The organism is Moraxella sp. ZY210820, from assembly GCF_030674635.1.
Classification (GTDB): domain Bacteria; phylum Pseudomonadota; class Gammaproteobacteria; order Pseudomonadales; family Moraxellaceae; genus Acinetobacter.
The window spans coordinates 1-18,282 of record NZ_CP089978.1; the positions used below are offsets into that span (position 1 = coordinate 1).

General features: G+C 34.3%; 22 protein-coding genes. 19 read left to right on the top strand and 3 right to left on the bottom strand.

Annotation, left to right across the window (positions count from 1 at the left end; genetic code table 11):
* The 16 genes from dnaA (at position 1) to tehB (ending at position 13,544) form a co-directional block, all read left to right on the top strand.
* On the top strand, positions 1 to 1,446 hold the full coding sequence (dnaA, locus tag LU301_RS00005; RefSeq protein ID WP_305271223.1) for a chromosomal replication initiator protein DnaA: 1,446 nt from the start codon (positions 1 to 3) through the stop codon (positions 1,444 to 1,446).
* A 161-nt stretch (positions 1,447 to 1,607) separates the two neighbouring features.
* Positions 1,608 to 2,756, top strand: a complete 1,149-nt coding sequence (gene dnaN / locus LU301_RS00010; RefSeq protein ID WP_305271226.1) for a DNA polymerase III subunit beta — start codon at positions 1,608 to 1,610, stop codon at positions 2,754 to 2,756.
* 18 nt (positions 2,757 to 2,774) lie between these two features.
* On the top strand, positions 2,775 to 3,857 hold the full coding sequence (gene recF / locus LU301_RS00015) for a DNA replication/repair protein RecF (RefSeq protein ID WP_305271229.1): 1,083 nt from the start codon (positions 2,775 to 2,777) through the stop codon (positions 3,855 to 3,857).
* An 11-nt stretch (positions 3,858 to 3,868) separates the two neighbouring features.
* Positions 3,869 to 4,057, top strand: coding sequence for a hypothetical protein (locus LU301_RS00020; protein WP_305271232.1), 189 nt, complete (start codon positions 3,869 to 3,871; stop codon positions 4,055 to 4,057).
* 3 nt (positions 4,058 to 4,060) lie between these two features.
* Positions 4,061 to 4,408 (top strand): hypothetical protein, encoded by a 348-nt coding sequence (locus LU301_RS00025; RefSeq protein ID WP_305271235.1) that lies wholly within the window; start codon positions 4,061 to 4,063, stop codon positions 4,406 to 4,408.
* Between the two features lie 286 nt (positions 4,409 to 4,694).
* Entirely contained in the window at positions 4,695 to 5,399 is a 705-nt protein-coding gene (locus tag LU301_RS00030; RefSeq protein WP_305271238.1) for a hypothetical protein, read from the top strand.
* 45 nt (positions 5,400 to 5,444) lie between these two features.
* On the top strand, positions 5,445 to 5,813 hold the full coding sequence (locus LU301_RS00035; RefSeq protein WP_305271241.1) for a hypothetical protein: 369 nt from the start codon (positions 5,445 to 5,447) through the stop codon (positions 5,811 to 5,813).
* 124 nt (positions 5,814 to 5,937) lie between these two features.
* Entirely contained in the window at positions 5,938 to 6,561 is a 624-nt protein-coding gene (locus tag LU301_RS00040; RefSeq protein WP_305271245.1) for a hypothetical protein, read from the top strand.
* A gap of 124 nt (positions 6,562 to 6,685) precedes the next feature.
* The gene (gene gyrB / locus LU301_RS00045) at positions 6,686 to 9,157 is read left to right on the top strand and encodes a DNA topoisomerase (ATP-hydrolyzing) subunit B (RefSeq protein WP_305271249.1); all 2,472 of its coding nucleotides are present in this window, start codon (positions 6,686 to 6,688) and stop codon (positions 9,155 to 9,157) included.
* Complete coding sequence (locus LU301_RS00050) at positions 9,157 to 9,369, top strand: hypothetical protein (protein WP_305271252.1); 213 nt, start codon at positions 9,157 to 9,159, stop codon at positions 9,367 to 9,369. The genes gyrB and LU301_RS00050 overlap by 1 nt, the downstream gene beginning before the upstream one ends.
* A 28-nt stretch (positions 9,370 to 9,397) precedes the next feature.
* Positions 9,398 to 9,853 (top strand): GNAT family N-acetyltransferase, encoded by a 456-nt coding sequence (locus LU301_RS00055; RefSeq protein WP_305271254.1) that lies wholly within the window; start codon positions 9,398 to 9,400, stop codon positions 9,851 to 9,853.
* Positions 9,854 to 10,000: 147 nt separating this feature from the next.
* Positions 10,001 to 10,777 (top strand): nucleotidyltransferase domain-containing protein, encoded by a 777-nt coding sequence (locus LU301_RS00060; RefSeq protein ID WP_305271257.1) that lies wholly within the window; start codon positions 10,001 to 10,003, stop codon positions 10,775 to 10,777.
* 64 nt (positions 10,778 to 10,841) lie between these two features.
* A complete protein-coding gene (locus LU301_RS00065) occupies positions 10,842 to 11,087 on the top strand; it encodes a type II toxin-antitoxin system TacA family antitoxin (RefSeq protein WP_305271260.1) in 246 nt (81 codons plus the stop codon).
* The gene (locus LU301_RS00070; protein ID WP_305271262.1) at positions 11,087 to 11,539 is read left to right on the top strand and encodes a GNAT family N-acetyltransferase; all 453 of its coding nucleotides are present in this window, start codon (positions 11,087 to 11,089) and stop codon (positions 11,537 to 11,539) included. The genes LU301_RS00065 and LU301_RS00070 overlap by 1 nt, the downstream gene beginning before the upstream one ends.
* A 12-nt stretch (positions 11,540 to 11,551) precedes the next feature.
* On the top strand, positions 11,552 to 12,622 hold the full coding sequence (locus tag LU301_RS00075) for a nucleotidyltransferase domain-containing protein (RefSeq protein WP_305271265.1): 1,071 nt from the start codon (positions 11,552 to 11,554) through the stop codon (positions 12,620 to 12,622).
* A gap of 55 nt (positions 12,623 to 12,677) precedes the next feature.
* Positions 12,678 to 13,544, top strand: coding sequence for an SAM-dependent methyltransferase TehB (gene tehB, locus LU301_RS00080; RefSeq protein WP_305271268.1), 867 nt, complete (start codon positions 12,678 to 12,680; stop codon positions 13,542 to 13,544).
* Positions 13,545 to 13,673: 129 nt separating this feature from the next.
* Here tehB and LU301_RS00085 read toward each other — a convergent pair whose 3' ends face one another.
* Complete coding sequence (locus LU301_RS00085; protein ID WP_305271270.1) at positions 13,674 to 14,987, bottom strand: valine--pyruvate transaminase; 1,314 nt, start codon at positions 14,985 to 14,987, stop codon at positions 13,674 to 13,676.
* 95 nt (positions 14,988 to 15,082) lie between these two features.
* On the bottom strand, positions 15,083 to 15,472 hold the full coding sequence (locus LU301_RS00090) for a helix-turn-helix domain-containing protein (protein ID WP_305271273.1): 390 nt from the start codon (positions 15,470 to 15,472) through the stop codon (positions 15,083 to 15,085).
* Between the two features lie 189 nt (positions 15,473 to 15,661).
* Here LU301_RS00090 and LU301_RS00095 point away from each other — a divergent pair, with 189 nt between their 5' ends.
* The 3 genes from LU301_RS00095 (at position 15,662) to LU301_RS00105 (ending at position 17,095) form a co-directional block, all read left to right on the top strand.
* The gene (locus LU301_RS00095) at positions 15,662 to 16,141 is read left to right on the top strand and encodes a hypothetical protein (protein WP_305271275.1); all 480 of its coding nucleotides are present in this window, start codon (positions 15,662 to 15,664) and stop codon (positions 16,139 to 16,141) included.
* Between the two features lie 20 nt (positions 16,142 to 16,161).
* Positions 16,162 to 16,521, top strand: a complete 360-nt coding sequence (locus LU301_RS00100; protein ID WP_305271278.1) for a hypothetical protein — start codon at positions 16,162 to 16,164, stop codon at positions 16,519 to 16,521.
* A gap of 100 nt (positions 16,522 to 16,621) precedes the next feature.
* Entirely contained in the window at positions 16,622 to 17,095 is a 474-nt protein-coding gene (locus tag LU301_RS00105; protein WP_305271281.1) for a hypothetical protein, read from the top strand.
* Positions 17,096 to 17,119: 24 nt separating this feature from the next.
* On the opposite strand, the gene LU301_RS00110 is transcribed toward LU301_RS00105, so the two are convergent.
* Positions 17,120 to 18,250, bottom strand: coding sequence for an anhydro-N-acetylmuramic acid kinase (locus tag LU301_RS00110; RefSeq protein ID WP_305271284.1), 1,131 nt, complete (start codon positions 18,248 to 18,250; stop codon positions 17,120 to 17,122).
* Between the last annotated feature and the right edge of the window lie 32 nt (positions 18,251 to 18,282).

Below are 18,282 nucleotides of genomic sequence, written 5' to 3' on the forward strand. Positions count from 1 at the left end.
ATGCTGTGGGAAACTTGTTCTATTCGTTTAAAGGAAGTTATACCAGCCAGTGCTTATACTATGTGGATTCGACCTTTACAGGTTCATGTTGATGAAGTTGAAAATAAAGTGCAGATTTATACACCAAATCAGCATTGGTATAATGCTGTTAAAAAGAATTATTTAGAAATTATTGCGATTGCTGTAGAGCAGGCATCTGAAGGGCGTATTTTGGCTGAAAATGTTGAATTGCTGGTTGATAGTCGCCCTGGTGATCAAATTTTAACACCTGAAGAAAAAAATAATCAGCAAGTATCAGTCATTAACCCTATTCAAACTACCACTACGATAACCAAGCCTGTTAAACCTGTTGCTGTTGAGCATTCTGCTACATCATTTAAAGCCAAAAAAGAAGAAAAAATACATCAAATTTCTAAAATTGCTAAGCATCGTGAATTAAATCAATTGTTTACATTTTCATTATTTGTTGAAGGTCCTTCCAATCGTATGGCAGCGGAAACTTGCCGTAAAGTGCTAACGCATTTGGGAGAAACGCAAAATAATCCATTATTTTTGTATGGGGCTACAGGTTTAGGAAAAACACATTTAATGCAAGCTGTGGGTAATGCACTGTTGCAGGCACGCCCTACAGCTCGTGTATTGTATATGACTACGGAAGATTTTGTGCGTGCTTATGTAACTGCAGTTAAATTGGATAAAATGGAAGAATTTAAAAAGGAGTATCGTTCGTTAGATTTGTTGTTGGTAGATGATATTCATTTGTTAAGTGGTGAAAAAAGTATGACGGAATTTTTTCATACTTTTAATGCATTATTGGAAGATTCTAAACAAATTATTTTGACTTCTGACCGCTATCCTAAAGAATTAACAGGTTTAGATGCAAGTTTAGTATCACGTTTATCTTGGGGGTTATCGGTACAAATTGAACCGCCAGATTTGGAAACACGTGTAGAAATTTTATTGAAAAAAGCAGAAAGTGCGAATATGGATTTGCCACGCAATTGTGCTTTGTTTATTGCACAACATGTAGTTGCAAATGTACGTGAATTGGAAGGTGCTTTGCACAAAGTAAATGCATTTGCTCGTTTCCGTGGAGGTAGTATTGATATGGATTTAGTGCGTGAGTCATTAAAAGAAATTTTATCAATACGTGCTAAAAAGATTAGTGTAGAAAATATTCAAAAAGTGGTAAGTGAATATTTTCGTATTTCGGTTAAAGATTTGGTTGGTCCTAAGCGTACGCGTATTTATGCTCGCCCACGTCAAATTGCTATGGGTTTATCGCGTGAATTAACAGGAGATAGTTATCCTGAAATTGGCATGGCATTTGGTGGTCGAGATCATAGTACGGTGATGCATGCTTGTGAAAAAGTACAAGAGTTGTGTGCTGAAGATATTAGTTTTGATGAAGATTATAAGAATCTTTTAAAATTATTACAATGCTAAGTGATTGTGAATATTGGTTTTCTTATCAATATGCTATGCACTTTCATACTCATCTAAAAATAAAGTTTTAACTAGAAATAGATAAAACTAGCCAATGATATAGGGAAAATGTTAAAATTTCACACATTAATTTGATGATCATTGGTTGAGAATGGTGGGTTATGTATTTAAAAATTAGTAAAGAAAGTTTAATTAATGTTTTATCTCATGTAGTTGGTGTGGTAGAGCGTCGTCATACCATTAATATTTTATCAAACATTAAAATTCAAGTTACACCAAATACATTAATTGTAACAGGTTCTGACTTGGAAGCTGAATTAGTAGCAACGGTTGAGTTGGCTGAAGGTGCGTGTGTACAGGCTGGTGAGGGAACAATTCCTGCACGTAAATTAATGGAAATTTGTAAATCATTGCCAAATGGAGCGTTGATTGATTTAAATATTACTGAAGATCAGCGTTGTATTATTAAATCTGGTAAAAGTAAATTTGTCTTAGGTACGCTTAAGGCTGAAGATTATCCATTATTAAGTGTGGAACAAATTCACGGTTTACAAGTGAGTGTGGCACAAAAAGAATTAAAACATCTTTTTGAAAAAACTGCATTTGCCATGGCGGTACAAGATGTACGTTTCTATTTAACAGGAACTTTACTAGAAATTGAACAAAATCAATTGCGTGCGGTAACCACTGATGGTCATCGTTTAGCAGTTTGTGAAACCACCGCACAAGCAGATGTTGAGCAATTGGTACAAGCAATTATTCCACGCAAAGCAGTCAATGAATTACATCGTTTATTAGGTGCTGATGAACGTGAATTAGTATTGACCATGAGTCAAGAATTATTGCATGTGACTATTCAAGTACCGAGTAAAGAAAAAGAACAAGCGGATATTGAAGTACGTTTTACTACCAAGTTGATTAATGGAAAATATCCTGATTATCGCCGAGTGATTCCACGTAATGGCGATAAACCCGTGCGTATGTATCATGATGTGTTGCGTCAATCATTACATCGTGTGGCAATTTTAAGTAATGAAAAATTGCATGGTGTATTTTTAACATTTGAAAATAATAATTTGCAATTGCGTGCCAATAACCCAGAGCAAGACGAGGCATCGGAAGATTTAGCGATTGAGTATCCATTTGAATATTTGGAAATGTCATTTAATGTGCATTATCTATTACAAGCGATTGATGCACTTGATGGTGAACAAGTACAAATGACTTTAAGTGAAACTAATAGTGCGATTTTGGTGCAAGATCCAGAATGTGCAACGCAAACTTATGTCGTTATGCCGATGCGTAACTAAAATAAATTAGATAATAATATGCAAATCAATAAACTAAATATTGAGCGTGTGCGTAATTTATCGGCGGTTGTAATCTCAGATTTACAACCGTTTAATGTTTTTTATGGACAAAATGGCTCAGGAAAAACATCAATTTTAGAGTCGATACATTTATTGGCAACGGGACGTTCATTTCGTACACATTTACCTAAACTTTATATTCAACATCAACAACAAGATATGCTGGTCTTTGCACAATCTCATCAAGATAAAATGGGGATGCAAAAATATTTATCTGGTGAACAAGTGATTCGTATCAATGGCGACAATATTGCAACACAAGGACAATTGGCGAAATTATTGCCTGTACAACATATCGACCCGCAAAGTACCGATATTTTGGATTATGGTTCAAAACCACGCCGTCAAATGTTGGATTGGTTGATGTTTCACGTGGAACAAGATTTTTATCATACATGGCAGCAATATGGACGTGTGCTAAAGCAACGAAATCATTTATTAAAAACACAGCGTTATGTTTCTTTTAATCAGCTTGAGGTATGGAATAAATTATTAGCAGAATATGGCGAGACCTTACATCAGCAACGTATTCAAATTATGGAACAATGGCAAGTTTTTTTTGAACAAGAATTACAACAATTATTACCACAAATCAGTATAAAAATGAATTATCAAGCTGGATTTCATGCGGAATTAGGTCTGTGGCAGGATTTATTGGCTCATCATGATAAAGATGTGGAGCGTAAAACCACAGAATATGGACCACATCGTGCGGATTTGCGTTTTAAAACGTCCTTGGGTGATGCTGATGATGTGCTTTCTCGTGGGCAAAAAAAAATGTTGATGATGGCATTGAAATTATCACAAATTGCTATGCTGTCAGCACAAAATCGTGAAACAGTGGTGTTGCTTGATGATTTAACCGCAGAACTTGATATACAAGCACAACAATGTTTAATCACTCGTTTGGTTGAGTTGGGAAGTCAGGTTTTTGTTACTGTGCTTGAGCCGAGTTTGGTTCAGCAACAGCTTGATGAATTAGGTTTAAAATATGCGATGTTCCACGTGGAACAAGGTGGAGTATCAGTCAGTTTGGGATAAGGGTGTATTTGATGAGAAAAGATGAGATTGTATTTAAGTTATTTGAACGAGATTTGAAAAATTATCAACCAATCATGGTCAATGATTTATTGGATATGTTGTTAGGAAAAACGGTCATTTATTTGGAGAATGAACGAAATTCCAATTTAGCATATTTTTATGGCGAATATTGTTATGAATATTTTACCTCATCTTTTTAGGCGATGAATAAAACAGGTGATATTATTTCTATGCCTATAAACTTGCCTACAGAAAAAAGCGGAGATTTTCTTTCGCAGGAATTTCAAAGAAAAGAAATAGAGTTGGAAGATGATTTATACGATGATTTTGATGATGATGAAGTCATCGATATTATGGATGAGTTTTCTGATCAAATACATGATTATTTTGAAAACTGGTTTAGAGAATGTTGGTTAAAAGCAGTAGAGCTTTCTGGTGTTCAAATCGACGCTTATTTTTCTGTGCATGATTCGTTGATTCATACTGAATTAAATAGCAATCAACAAAGAAATGAAGATGAAATTATGGCAAGAATGTCAAACATGATGTGAATAATGATGCAAAAACTTTATTTTGTAAAATATCAGGCGAATGGTACAGATTGCCCACATTTTACGGGTGGTCGTCATTTTAAAGATAAATGCTACACTGGTGAATATGAGTGGGATTGTCTATGAAAAAATTACAAAATTTATTCCCAAAGAAATTGATGTGCCTGATGTATTTATTTGTGCTGAAAATAATAAATTGATGTGTACAGAACGATTCAAATCTTTGGTTGAAGAAAAAACAGCTTAAAGGGCTTAGTTTTGTAGAAATGCGTTATTGAGTGTAGTTATGGTGAATGTTTTTTATGATGATTTAACGTGCAAAGAATGCGTTGCTGATATTGCATTTTTTAAACAAAGTGGCTTTACGATTGTTAAAGAAATCAACACTCGAGAAATGAGTGTAAACGAAGCCTATCATAATTTATACTATTATTTAGATGATTATCGACATGCGGGGTTTAAATTTATCAATTTTCCTGATGAATTGATTCAATTTCGCAAAAATCATCAATCATTTGCTTGTTTTGGTCGAGAAAGTGGTGGCTATTTTGTATTGAATGATATTGGTCAGGTTTATATGTTATGTGATCAATATTCAAGTTCACATTTGAGCGATGAGTTTTGTTTTGTGGGCGATGATGATGTCGATGTTGATAAAAACTTGATTAATCAATATCAATCATTTTTGCAAGATGGTATTCATTTGAAATATGTGAATCAAAATTTATTAGATTTTGTGAATTCATATAGTTTTCTTTTATCGGCGGTTTATGTGCTAAAAGGGAATTTTAAGGCGTATGATCAATCTTTAGCCACAGTTGCCGAGCGAGAAGCGGATATTCTACAAGAGCGATTGTATGCGATTGATAAAAATATCATCAATGATTTTAGTTATTGGGGAGCGATGATTGAAAATATTAGAGAAGTGAATATTCCTTTAAATTCGCATCTACTTCCCTATAAATTAACGGGTCGTATGCCAATCTATTGATTGTAAAATATCTTAAACTTCGAGAAATCTAAAAGGTGATGTGATATGGCAGAAACAGATATTTATGCTTGGGCGAATGATGAAGCCGCCGATTGGTTTCATCTTTTTTGGAAAAATGGGCATTTTGAATTGGTGATGGATACCATTCTTAATTTTGATGTGGAACAGGAAGAATTTGATAGCGTGCGTGCGGCAATTCATACATTGTGTTGTTTTGGCTCGGCTTATGCTTTTCCAGTGCAATATCTCGAGCAAAGAGAAATGTTGATTTTAAAATCGATTGAGATTTTGCAGAATATGCTCAATCCACCGAATGATTTATGGAACTTTCTTGACAATTGGGGTGATGATGAGCGTGTCATCGCTAATCTACAAAAACAGATTGATGATTTGCAATTTATTCTACATCAATAAAAATGATGAAAATGTTCCACGTGGAACAAGGTTGTATTTGTGTTGATGATATGAGCGACTATGATAATTGAAAAGTGATTTTTATTGTGCTAGGCTACTGAAAAATGATGAAGGAGTTTATCAAATGAAATTAAAACCGATTTTATTACTGTCAATATTGCCACTCACATTACAAGGTTGTATCACACCAATGATATTTGATGCGATTGATAAAGCATTTGTCAATCAAGTTTTTGTGGTTGTTAATGTCAATGAAAATATTTACGAAAATCAAGATGTGATTTATAAAATTACGCCACATAATCAAGGTTGTACAGGTCTGATTAAAGGAACAGCTTATGCACATTCCCCATTACAATGTAATGTTGGACAATTTGTGCCAGAAACATTTACTGTTGAATATCTTATTCACAATAAAGATCCATTAGATACGAAATTTGGCAAATATTTGAGTGATTTTCCTACACAGGATGCATGGACACAGGCGTATAATGCTCATTATCAGCAAATTGATGCCCGAGCGTTAGCCTATGCTCAGTCTGCACCTGCTTCAGCATGGAAAAAACACACGATTTATCCTAAAAAACTCACACAACAGCGTCAGCATGAATTAATTGGTCATGAAAAACTACCGCCGATTAAACATGATGGTTCAATTTTAACCATTACATTAATCATTGACAGTCAAGGCAATGTAACCGAATCAATCGAACATAAACCACGTCCGAAAGGCAATCCATTTGCGTAAAAATTAGCGTAAATCTGAAAAATATGTTATAATTTTAAGGCTTATTTGAATAAAAATAAGCCTAATTTTTATCTTAAAAATGACAAACCATTCCCCGATTTATGTTCGCCAATAGGAATATTTTATGACCACTGATGTAAGCAATCACGACCAAAGCACAACAACAACTGAGCAAAATAATAACTATGAAGCGTCAAGTATTAAAGTCTTGCGTGGTTTAGATGCTGTGCGTAAACGTCCAGGCATGTATATTGGTGATACGGACGATGGTTCAGGTTTACATCACATGGTGTTTGAAGTCGTGGATAATGCCATTGATGAAGCCTTAGCTGGACATTGTGATGAGATTAGCGTGATTATTCATGAAGATGAATCGGTGAGTGTTACGGATAATGGGCGTGGTATTCCAACAGATATTCACCCAGAAGAAGGCGTGTCAGCGGCGGAAGTGATTTTAACTATTCTCCACGCAGGCGGAAAATTTGACGATAATAATTATAAAGTATCAGGTGGTTTGCATGGTGTTGGGGTATCGGTGGTCAATGCATTATCCAGTCAATTATTTCTAAAGATTAAACGCAATGGAAAAATTTTTGAACAAGAATATCGTCATGGTGATCCACAATATCCTTTGCGTGAAATTGGCGAAACGACAGAGACAGGTACAACAGTACGATTCTTACCGAGTGCTGAAACCTTTAGCCAAACCATTTTTAATATGGATATTTTAGCTCGCCGTTTGCGTGAATTATCATTTCTTAATGCAGGTGTAAAAATTATTTTGCGTGATGAACGTGTTAATGTGGAACATATTTTTGATTATGCAGGTGGTTTATCCGAATTTGTCAAATATATTAATGAAGGGAAACAACATCTCAATGATATTTTCCATTTTACCGTTGAAGCTGAACAAGGGATTGGCGTAGAAGTCGCATTACAATGGAATGATAGTTATCAAGAAAATGTACTCTGTTTTACCAATAATATTCCACAAAAAGATGGTGGAACGCATTTAGCAGGCTTTCGTGCTTCTTTGACTCGTGGTCTCAATCAATACATGGAAAATGAAAATCTGCTGAAAAAGGAAAAAGTCAGCGTTACAGGTGATGATGCTCGTGAAGGGCTAACAGCGATTATTTCGGTGAAAGTGCCTGACCCTAAATTTTCATCACAAACCAAAGAAAAATTGGTTTCCAGTGAAGTAAAACCTGCTGTAGAACAAGCGATGAATAAAGAATTTTCAGCTTATTTGCTGGAAAATCCACAAGCAGCAAAAGCCATTGCTGGAAAAATTATTGATGCGGCTCGTGCGAGAGATGCAGCTCGTAAAGCCCGTGAAATGACACGCCGTAAAAGTGCATTAGATATCGCTGGACTTCCGGGTAAGCTTGCAGATTGTCAAGAAAAAGATCCTGCATTATCAGAATTGTACTTGGTCGAAGGTGATTCGGCAGGTGGTTCAGCAAAACAAGGGCGTAACCGTAAAATGCAAGCGATTTTACCATTAAAAGGTAAGATTCTTAATGTGGAACGTGCAAGATTTGATAAGATGATTTCTAGTCAAGAGGTCGGCACATTGATTACTGCATTGGGTTGTGGTATTGGTCGAGAAGAATATAATCCAGATAAATTGCGTTACCATAAAATTATTATTATGACCGATGCGGATGTCGATGGTTCGCATATTCGTACTTTATTATTGACATTCTTTTTCCGTCAAATGCCTGAATTGGTGGAACGTGGACATATTTATATCGCACAACCACCACTCTATAAATTGAAAAAAGGCAAGCAAGAACAATATATTAAAGATGATGATGCTTTAAATAGCTATCTGATTTCCAATGCTATTGATGAGTTAGCATTACATATTAGTCCAGATGCACCTGCGATGACAGGCGTGGCGTTGGAGCAGTTAATTGCTGATTATCAAGGTTCACAAAAGAATATTAGCCGTTTGACACAGCGTTACCCTGCGGTATTGATTGATACCATGTTGGCGACAGAAATGTTCCACGTGGAACAACGTTTTGACCGTGATTATGTGCAACAATGGGCGAATCAAATTCAGCAAAAAATTCAGCAAATGCAAGAAAATTTACGCCCAGAAATCAGTTTAGAACAATTTGAAGTGGAACAAGATGGCGAAAAGAATATTGCTTATTTCCCACGTTTAACCATTTATGTGCATAATTTACCGCAACATTATTTATTAGACTTAAGTTTATTCCAATCAGCTGAATATCATCGTTTATTAAAAAATGCGAAAAGCTGGTTTAATTTGTTGGAAAAAGGTGCATATTTACAAAAAGGCGAACGCAAAATTATGGTGGAAAATTTCCATCAAGTGTGGCAGCAAATTTTACTCGATAGCAGACGTGGTATGACGATTCAACGTTATAAAGGTTTGGGGGAAATGAATGCCGAACAACTTTGGGAAACCACAATGGACCCTGAAAACCGTAATATGTTGCAAGTAACCATTGAAGATGCGATTGAAGCCGATAAAATGTTTGCTTGCTTGATGGGCGATGATGTTGAACCACGCCGTATCTTTATTGAAGAAAATGCGTTAAATGCGGAAATTGATGCGTGATGAAATTATCAATCATTATTTTTCCATTACTCATTTTGAGTGCTTGTACAGCTCTGCCCGAGTCTGATTCTTCATATTCGGACTTTAACCGAGTGGATAAAAATTGTGAAAATCATCAACCTAAACCAGCATTTGATAGTCCAGAATATACGATATATCTACAGCATATCAAGCATTGTCAAAAATTAGGATATTCCCTGTCGCATAAATGATATTCCACGTGAAACATGAGATAAAAATATGAAAATCCGCCTAGCTGAACCGCAAGATATTCCCCAATTATTTGAGTTGATGAAACAACTGGCGATTTTTGAGCAATATATTGACAGTTTTGCGATTACGCCTGATGTGGTGCAACAGCGTGGATTCGAGAAAAATCCGCCTGATTTTTATAGTCTGGTCGCTGATGATAATGGTACGATTGCAGGTATGTTAGTGTATTATTTTCTACCTTATACTGCACAAAATTGCCCTGCAATCTATATGAAAGAGTTATATGTGGCTGAATCGTATCGTAATCAGAAAATTGGTGAACAATTGATGAATGCCTTGTATGATGTGGCTCAGCAACATGGTTGTCAAACGATAAAATGGACTGTTGCTCCTTGGAATGAACGTGGGCAACGTTTTTATCAACGTTTAGGAGCAAAGGAAAATACTGAGTGGTTGAATTATGAGTGGTCGGTTAAAGCGTAATACTATGAAAAATATCCACCGTCATCATATTGCACGTTTAAAACATAAACGTAAGCGTGATATGATAAATGATGAGATTTTTCTCGATTGTGCGTGATATTTATTATAAAATGACAGCGTTATCAATCAATCGATAGAAAATTATCCATGAGTTCTATACAACCTGATAGGCAAACGATTTGTCAAAAAATCCTTGATGTGTGTCAAAATGAGCATATTCATTGCCTACATGCGATTGAAAGTGGTAGTCGTGCGTGGGGTTTTGCATCGCCTGATAGTGATTTTGATGTGCGTGTGATTTATGCCGAACAGTCTGATTATTATTGGCAAATTTTTCCAGCAAAAGATACGTTTGAATTTATTCAAAATGATGTATATGCTGTACCGTTTGATATTGGCGGTTGGGAATTGCGTAAAGCATTGCAATTACTGTATAAATCCAATAGTGTGATTTTAGAATGGATAAATTCGCCAATCGTTTATCATGCAAATCATGTGTTTATCACTGAATTAAAATCACTACAATATGACTTTTTTAATGCCAAAGCCTGTTTTTATCATTATCACAATATGGCAAAAAATGTTGATTTAGATTGTACTCAACCCATTAAATTGAAAAAATATTTTTATGTATTGCGAGCATTATTAGCCAGTATTTGGGTAAAAATAAAAAATCAGCCGATTCCAGTAGAGATGATGGATATGGCAGAGCTTTTAAACACAGATGAATTATTAGCTATTCAACAATTGATAGTAATAAAAACTCAAGTTGATGAACAATATACACATCAACTCAACCCTATTTTACAGCAGGTAATTATTCGATTATGGCAACAAGCAGAACAGTTGCCATTTGCTGAAATAAAACAAGGTGATATTCGTTTACTCAATGACTTTTTTAAACGAACCATTGATAGGTTATGATGAATTGCAATATCGTATTTATCTTTGTACAATGGAGATAAAATCAATCATTGGGAGTTAAATTATGTTGCTCGATTTGCCTGTAGAAACGGTACAAGTAATTATGCAAACTGCTGAACGGCAGGGCGTTAGCGTGGCTGAATTGTTGGATAAATTGTTATATAAGGAACAAGAATTGTTTTTAAATAGCGATTTAACGCAATTTGTACCTAATCAGGAGCAGGCTGAAGTTATTCAAGATTTGTTAGATAATCCGCCAGTATTTAATCAAGAGTTACAAAATTTGTTGGCTTTAACGAAGGATATGTGATGAGATTTGAGCGTTTTGATGTCAAATACGATAGAACCATCTTTGATTGTGGTTATCAAGCTATCAATCATTATTTGTGGAATATGGCAAATCAACATCATAAAAAAGGTATTTCAAAGACACATTTATTAGTCGATGGTGATGAAATTTTGGGCTTTTATACATTATCAAATATTAGTATTGATAATCAGACAGGTTTTATTAAAGGTTATCCGAGACAAATTCCAGCAGTGTTAATTGGTCGAATGGGGGTATCTGTAAAATATCAGGGACAAGGTTTATCAAAAACATTGTTGTCTCATGCTATCAATAAGGTACAGGCTTTAAGTTTAGATACAGGTATTGCCTTTGTTATGATTGATGCAAAAACGGATGAACTCTCACAATATTATCAGCGTTTAGGCTTTAAATCGATAGATGGATTATTACTTCTAGCCATTCAACAATCATAAAGTAGAAATAAAATGCTCACAATTCACGATTTAAAATCACAAAACTTAATTTTACTAGAATGTATTTCAGGGTCAAAAGCCTATGGTTTAGATACACCTACATCAGATACGGATATTAAAGGGGTATTTTATTTACCAAAATCTTATTATTATGGTTTACATAAACAGTATATTCCACAAATTGCGAATGAAACCAATGACATTGTCTATTATGAATTAGGACGATTTATTGAACTATTATTACAAAATAATCCTAATATGATGGAGTTGTTGGCAACACCAAGCGATAAAATCTTATATAAACATCCATTGATGAATTACTTTAAACCAGAATGGTTTATTAGCAAATTATGTATGCAAACATTTGCAGGGTTTGCAACGGCACAAATTAAAAAAGCTCGAGGTTTTAATAAAAAAATTGTCAATCCAATTGCGAAAGAAAAGAAAAATATTTTAGATTTTTGTGTGGTTTTTCAAGGTGGGCAGAGTATCGATGTTAAAAAATGGCTCGAAAAAAATCATCTTGAACAATCTCAAATGGGTTTATCTGCTATGCCCCACGCAACTCAAATGTATGCCATGTTTGTTGATGATGGAACAATGAATTTTTCAGGTATTATCCGTCATGAGGATAATACGCAAGTGTTATTGAGTTCTATTCCTAAAGGTTTAAATCCAATCGCCTATTTGTCATTTAATCAGATGGGCTTTTCTAAATATTGCAATGATTATCAAGCCTATTGGCATTGGGTTGAGCATCGCAATGAGCAACGCTATCAAACAACCGAACAACACGGTAAAGGTTATGATAGCAAAAATATGATGCATACCATTCGTTTGTTACAAACTGCGTTGGATATTGCTCAAACGGGTCAGGTCAATGTAAAACGAGCAAATCGTGATGAATTGTTAGCCATAAAAGCAGGTAATTTTGAATATGATGCGTTGATTGTTTGGGCAGAGCGATTGGAAGATGAAATAAAAATAGCATTTCAACAGAGTTCACTACCTGCAAAACCAGATGAAAATAAAATAGTACAAACTTTAGCTAAAATTCGTGAGCAATTATATGCTGAGACTTGAAGTTTGTATTCTAAAAGATATAATATAAATACATATTTAAGTTTAGGAAATAACCATGTCGAATCTAATCTGCTATAAACAATTTCCAATATGGTCTGCCAATCTTATTCCACAAGGTTTTAAACAACCACATAATACTCAACAAGGAACATGGGCAAAATTAGAAATTCTTAAGGGAACATTAACGTTTGCTTTTGTTACGTCTGAGGGTGAAATGATTTCACTGCATGATTTTGATAAAAACACACAACCACCAATGATTGAACCACAAGTTTGGCATCAAATTGTTGAAGTGAGTGATGATGTAGAATGTCAATTGTCATTTTACTGTGAAGAGATTGATTATTTTGCAAAAAAGTATCAAATAACCGCAGTGCATTCAGAGGTTAAAGAGGCGTTACCGCAACTAAATGTGGGACGAGCCTTAGATTTAGGCTGTGGTATGGGAAGAAATAGTCTATTTTTAAGCCAATATGGTTTTCAAGTAGATGCGTGGGATAATAATGAAAACAGTTTGGCTAAACTGAATGAAATACTACAACATGAACAAATTCAACAAATTAAAACAGAAATACGAGATTTAAACTTAAATGTTCATATTGAGCAAGCGTATGATTTTATTTTATCGACCGTTGTATTTATGTTTTTACAACCACAGTGTATAGCACCACTCATTCAAAGTATGCAAAATGCAACAAAAATTGGCGGTTTTAATTTAATTGTTTGTGCAATGGATAGTGAAGATTATCCTGTGAATATGCCTTTTTCATTCACTTTTAAAACGAATGAATTACAGCGTTATTATCGACAGTGGAATATTGTGAAGTATAATGAAGATGTTGGACAATTACATAAAGTTGATGCTAATGGGCAACGCATTCAACTCCGTTTTGCAACATTATTGGCACAAAGAATAGCGTAAATTGATGTTCCACGTGAAACATTGCAATGATAGATATTGATAGAGTTTTATTTGAGCTATTTACAGTGATGAAATGATATTTTTCATCACTGCGAAAGAAAAATCTATTTGAGTAGATGATTTTCCTACCTATTTTATAGCATGATTTTTATAAATATTTCTGACTACTTCGCCAATGGTTTGAATTCCCTTTTCTAATACATCATCGGCTTGAGCGATACTCATACGAATACATTGATGAGCATGAGCAAAATTTTGCGTATCCACACCAACAAAGAAATGTTCACTTGGAATAATTAATGTACCTTTTTGTTTAAGTATTTCATAAAGTTGTTGTGTAGAAATTGGTAAATGTTCAAACCAAATCCATAAGAATATTGCTCCTTCAGGCTGATGAATTTTCACTTGTGGAAAGTCTTTAAACTCTTTTTTTAATAAATGAATGGCAGTATGTGCTTGCTGTAAATAAAATGGGCGGATATGCTCTAGTGATAACGTTTTTAAACGGTCATCATTTAATAATGGTGTAGCAATTGCACAACCAAAACGGTTTGGTGCAAGATTAATAATTGCATTTAAACTACTAATTGCTTTCACTACATCAGGGTGTGCTACGATAATTCCCGTGCGTACACCTGCTAAACCAATTTTGGATAAGCTAAAACACAAAATAATATTATTATGCCATGTTAAAGTGGTTTCACGATGGATAATATTAGGAAATGGCATACCGTAGGCATTATCAATAATTAATGGAATGTTGTATTGCTGGGCAATGTTGTCTAAACGTTCCATTTCATCATCAGTTAGAACATTCCCTGTTGGATTGGTTGGACGTGAGCAACAAATTGCCCCAATTTTACCTTGTTTGAGTTCTGGTAAATTTTCTAAGGCATTGAAATCAACACGATATTTAAAAAATCCTTCCTGCCCTTGATATTGCGTATGTTCAATTTCAGGTTGAATGGCAATAAAATGTTTACCATCAATATGGGCATCAGCATAGCCGATATATTCGGGAGCAAGTGGTAATAAAATGGATTTATCCGTTCCATCATCAAATTGTCCACCAAATAAATTAAATAGATAGAAAAAAGCATTTTGTGAGCCATTGGTTAAAGCAATATTATCTTTGCTAATATTCCAATCATAATGGCGATTGAAAAAATCAACTAAGGCTTGAATAAATTTTGCATCGCCTTGTGGTGTAGAATAATTATTAATGCTATCTAAGGCAATGTTTTGACTTAGATTTTTTTCATCTTGAATAATATGTTGTAAACTTTCTAAATAGATTTGATTAACTGCTTCAATATGTGCAGGATTACCACCACCAAGCATATTAATTGGCTGTTCGCTATTGAGTGCATTACCTAAATCGTCCATGAGTTGTAAAATACCGCTATTTTGAGTAAATTTTTTGCCAAATTTTGAAATGTTCATATTAAAGCCTAAATCATCTAAAACAGCTATTTTAACATTTTAAGTATAAGAAAAAATAGAGATAACAACCGTTTTACATCATCTAGGTGTATTTTTTAGCGATTATTGAGCTGATTTAAGGCAACTTTTAAAGTTTCAATTTCATTTTTAAGTTGATGAATCATTTCATCTTTATGTTGAATAATCAAATTAAGTTTTTGAATTTCATAACTTAATTCACTATTGCTATTATTTTTTAGATTATTATAATTATGTACGTTATCCCCTATATTAATAAAAATATCAGTTTGCGTATCATCAAGTAAATCACGAGCATTTACATTAAAAATTTGAGCGATTTTTTGTAATTTGTCGATATGTAAATTGGTTTCACCACGTTCAATTTTAGCATAACCACCACTAGACATATTGAGTTGAGTTGCGACATCTTCTTGTGATAATTGATTAATTTCTCGGAAAATGCGAATTTTTTCATGTGCTTTCATTTTTAAACTCTATTGTAAATTATACAAATTGGACAGAAATTGTCTAAATTGTGGCTGGCTATTTTTTACAAACATGATACATTATGAGTAATTTTACAGCAAATAGTCAAGTATTGTGTAAAATTTCATGGTGTTTTATTTACTGCAAAGTAAATAAAAAGGATTTCAATCAATCAATGAAGGTGTAAAATGTTAAAGAAATTAGGACTTACACTTGCAATTGCAGGTATGGCATTAGTGCCAAATGTGAGTTTTGCAAATAATCAGGCGAAAATTGATGTTGTGAAAAAGGCGGTTTTCAATGGAAAAGTTAGTCCATATGCCACACAAGAATTTAAATCAATTTTACAAAAAGCTCATCAAATTGATAAAAAAATGAGTTTGCTCCCAGATTATGAAGGAATGGGTTGTGAGTTTGCTGAGCATTACTATTTAGGACATGGTAATGGCGGTCCAGAGAAACAAGACTTTAAAAATTTAAAAGCGAATGTGTTACAAGGCGGTGATGTACAAGTTACTTATACATTATGGGGCAATAAAGAATCTTTACGCTTCAAATTAGCTTGTAATGGTAGTTCATGTTTAATTAACGATGTACATAGTAAAGATTTTGGTAGTCTCAAACAAGACGCTAAAAAAATGATTGCAACTAACAGTTGTGGATATTAATTTACTTGGGAAGATTTGTAATGTTATTGAAAAAAGTAGTTTTAGGTAGTGTTATTGTTATAACTTGTTTTATAACAACAATAAGTAATGCCCAAAATTTACCATTTGTAGGTACTCGTCATTTTAATTTTGATACTGGAAGTGGTACAGGACAAAGTATTACTATTCGTAAAGATGGTACTACAACTATCAAATTGCATGGTGTAGTAAGTACAGGTGTTATTTATAAAGGTAAATACAAATCTCTTATGCCTGTTGAAAATGGTTATTACAAAATTGTAGGTAATAAAATTCAATGGCTTGATGAGAGAAAGAATGTGATGGAATGTCCAACGCCATATAATTATGAGGCTAAGTGTATTCAAACGCTTAGTAAATAGTAATAAGGTTGTTTTAAACAGAAATTTATTTCATCTAACAAGAGTAAGGTACATAATAAGCACCTTACTCGTTATTTATCTTATATTGTAGTAGGTGGTAATGAATATTTTAAATAAATTCTTCTTTATTATTGGTTTAGCTACAGTTTCTACATTTAGCTATGCAGGAACATACTGCGATAAACAAATAGGCTATTGTGTAGATTTCCCAAGTAATGTAACTGTAAAAGAAGCAACCCCACAAGGTAATGGGCGTATGTTTAAATTAGCTCATTCTAATGCTTATATTATGAGTAGTGCGGATTATAATACTACATCTAATGGTATTTTAACTGGTGTAGCCTATTTAAAAGAACGACAACAATTTTACCATCAATATTATCGTGTTACTTATGAGTTGCTAAAGAATAACTCTTATACAGTAAGCGGTTATGATAATCGTGGTATTATTTTCTATGAAACCATCAAAGTAAAAGGAAATAGGAATATTTCAATTTATTTTGAATATCCAACATCTGACAAAGCAAAAATGAATAATGTTATTAAACAAATGCAAGGTTCATTACGTTTTTAATTCCTATTCAACACCCTTAAAATTTTAAGGATGCGTCATACTTCCTAACACTCGATAACCACTTGCCCCCGTTACCGCAGGTAAATTCCCTGCTAAATGCTGACAATATCGCATGGCTAACCAAGCAAAAGCCGTTGCTTCTACCCATGTTGGTGCAATACCTAAATCCGCAGTGGTTTGTACTGACCAATTATGTTTACGCAGTCGCCAACGTAATTGTTCCAATAAATGTGAATTATATGCACCACCACCACAGACATAAACTTCGCCTGTATCCATCAATTCACAACGATAAATCGCCTTTTTAATTGCTCGTGTGGTTAATTTCATTAACGTGGCTTGAATATTTTCTGGTGTATCTTCTAGTTCGTCATAATCTAAATCATTACGCCAATCGCTGATTTGGTCATCAAGCCATTCAATATTAAAATCTTCTCGCCCCGTACTTTTTGGCGGTTCTTTAGCAAAATAATCATGGCTTGATAATCGTTCTAATAAGGAACGAATCGGCTGTCCATAGGCTGACCAATCGCCATTTTCATCATAAGGTTGTCCTGTATGACGTTCACACCATGCATCCATTAAAATATTTGCAGGTCCTGTATCAAAACCATACACTTGATTAGGCTGACCAGCAGGTAACATACTGACATTAGCAATACCGCCTAAATTTAAAATCACACGATGAATGCTGTCATGTTGGAATAAGGCTTGATGAAAGGCTGGTACGAGAGGAGCTCCTTGCCCACCAGCAGCTAAATCTCGCATACGGAAATCATGGATTACAGGTAAACCTGTCATTTCGCTAATGGTATGGGCATCGCCTATTTGTAAGCTAAAACCATTTTCAGGGCGGTGGCGAATGGTTTGTCCGTGAGAACCAATCGCTTTAATCTTATTTTTATCTAACTGATTTTCATCAATTAAACGGTTGATGGCATGACCAATCATTTTACCCAATGCAACGTGAGCAATGCCCATACGGTCAATTTCATTATCGTCAGGCAAGGTTAATGCCATTAATTGACTGCGTAAATCTTCATCGAATGGTACAGTAAGTGTCGCATGTAGCGTTAAAGGTTCAAAAGAAACCGCAACAACATCTAAACCGTCCATACTTGTGCCTGTCATCACACCGATATAGATTAAACTCATGGGAAATTTTGCTCATTTTATTAGATGGTTTA

What these genes read in the sequence shown, in the direction of transcription:
- recF (WP_305271229.1), top strand. Translation starts at nt 2,775, where the DNA reads ATGCAAATCAATAAACTAAATATTGAGCGTGTGCGTAATTTATCGGCG.
- LU301_RS00040 (WP_305271245.1), top strand. Translation starts at nt 5,938, where the DNA reads ATGAAATTAAAACCGATTTTATTACTGTCAATATTGCCACTCACATTA.
- LU301_RS00110 (WP_305271284.1), bottom strand. Translation starts at nt 18,250, where the DNA reads ATGAGTTTAATCTATATCGGTGTGATGACAGGCACAAGTATGGACGGT.
- LU301_RS00055 (WP_305271254.1), top strand. Translation starts at nt 9,398, where the DNA reads ATGAAAATCCGCCTAGCTGAACCGCAAGATATTCCCCAATTATTTGAG.
- LU301_RS00095 (WP_305271275.1), top strand. Translation starts at nt 15,662, where the DNA reads ATGTTAAAGAAATTAGGACTTACACTTGCAATTGCAGGTATGGCATTA.
- LU301_RS00105 (WP_305271281.1), top strand. Translation starts at nt 16,622, where the DNA reads ATGAATATTTTAAATAAATTCTTCTTTATTATTGGTTTAGCTACAGTT.
- LU301_RS00025 (WP_305271235.1), top strand. Translation starts at nt 4,061, where the DNA reads ATGAATAAAACAGGTGATATTATTTCTATGCCTATAAACTTGCCTACA.
- LU301_RS00030 (WP_305271238.1), top strand. Translation starts at nt 4,695, where the DNA reads ATGGTGAATGTTTTTTATGATGATTTAACGTGCAAAGAATGCGTTGCT.
- dnaA (WP_305271223.1), top strand. Translation starts at nt 1, where the DNA reads ATGCTGTGGGAAACTTGTTCTATTCGTTTAAAGGAAGTTATACCAGCC.
- LU301_RS00090 (WP_305271273.1), bottom strand. Translation starts at nt 15,472, where the DNA reads ATGAAAGCACATGAAAAAATTCGCATTTTCCGAGAAATTAATCAATTA.
- dnaN (WP_305271226.1), top strand. Translation starts at nt 1,608, where the DNA reads ATGTATTTAAAAATTAGTAAAGAAAGTTTAATTAATGTTTTATCTCAT.
- LU301_RS00020 (WP_305271232.1), top strand. Translation starts at nt 3,869, where the DNA reads ATGAGAAAAGATGAGATTGTATTTAAGTTATTTGAACGAGATTTGAAA.
- LU301_RS00050 (WP_305271252.1), top strand. Translation starts at nt 9,157, where the DNA reads ATGAAATTATCAATCATTATTTTTCCATTACTCATTTTGAGTGCTTGT.
- LU301_RS00085 (WP_305271270.1), bottom strand. Translation starts at nt 14,987, where the DNA reads ATGAACATTTCAAAATTTGGCAAAAAATTTACTCAAAATAGCGGTATT.
- LU301_RS00070 (WP_305271262.1), top strand. Translation starts at nt 11,087, where the DNA reads ATGAGATTTGAGCGTTTTGATGTCAAATACGATAGAACCATCTTTGAT.
- LU301_RS00100 (WP_305271278.1), top strand. Translation starts at nt 16,162, where the DNA reads ATGTTATTGAAAAAAGTAGTTTTAGGTAGTGTTATTGTTATAACTTGT.
- LU301_RS00065 (WP_305271260.1), top strand. Translation starts at nt 10,842, where the DNA reads ATGTTGCTCGATTTGCCTGTAGAAACGGTACAAGTAATTATGCAAACT.
- LU301_RS00060 (WP_305271257.1), top strand. Translation starts at nt 10,001, where the DNA reads ATGAGTTCTATACAACCTGATAGGCAAACGATTTGTCAAAAAATCCTT.
- LU301_RS00075 (WP_305271265.1), top strand. Translation starts at nt 11,552, where the DNA reads ATGCTCACAATTCACGATTTAAAATCACAAAACTTAATTTTACTAGAA.
- LU301_RS00035 (WP_305271241.1), top strand. Translation starts at nt 5,445, where the DNA reads ATGGCAGAAACAGATATTTATGCTTGGGCGAATGATGAAGCCGCCGAT.
- tehB (WP_305271268.1), top strand. Translation starts at nt 12,678, where the DNA reads ATGTCGAATCTAATCTGCTATAAACAATTTCCAATATGGTCTGCCAAT.
- gyrB (WP_305271249.1), top strand. Translation starts at nt 6,686, where the DNA reads ATGACCACTGATGTAAGCAATCACGACCAAAGCACAACAACAACTGAG.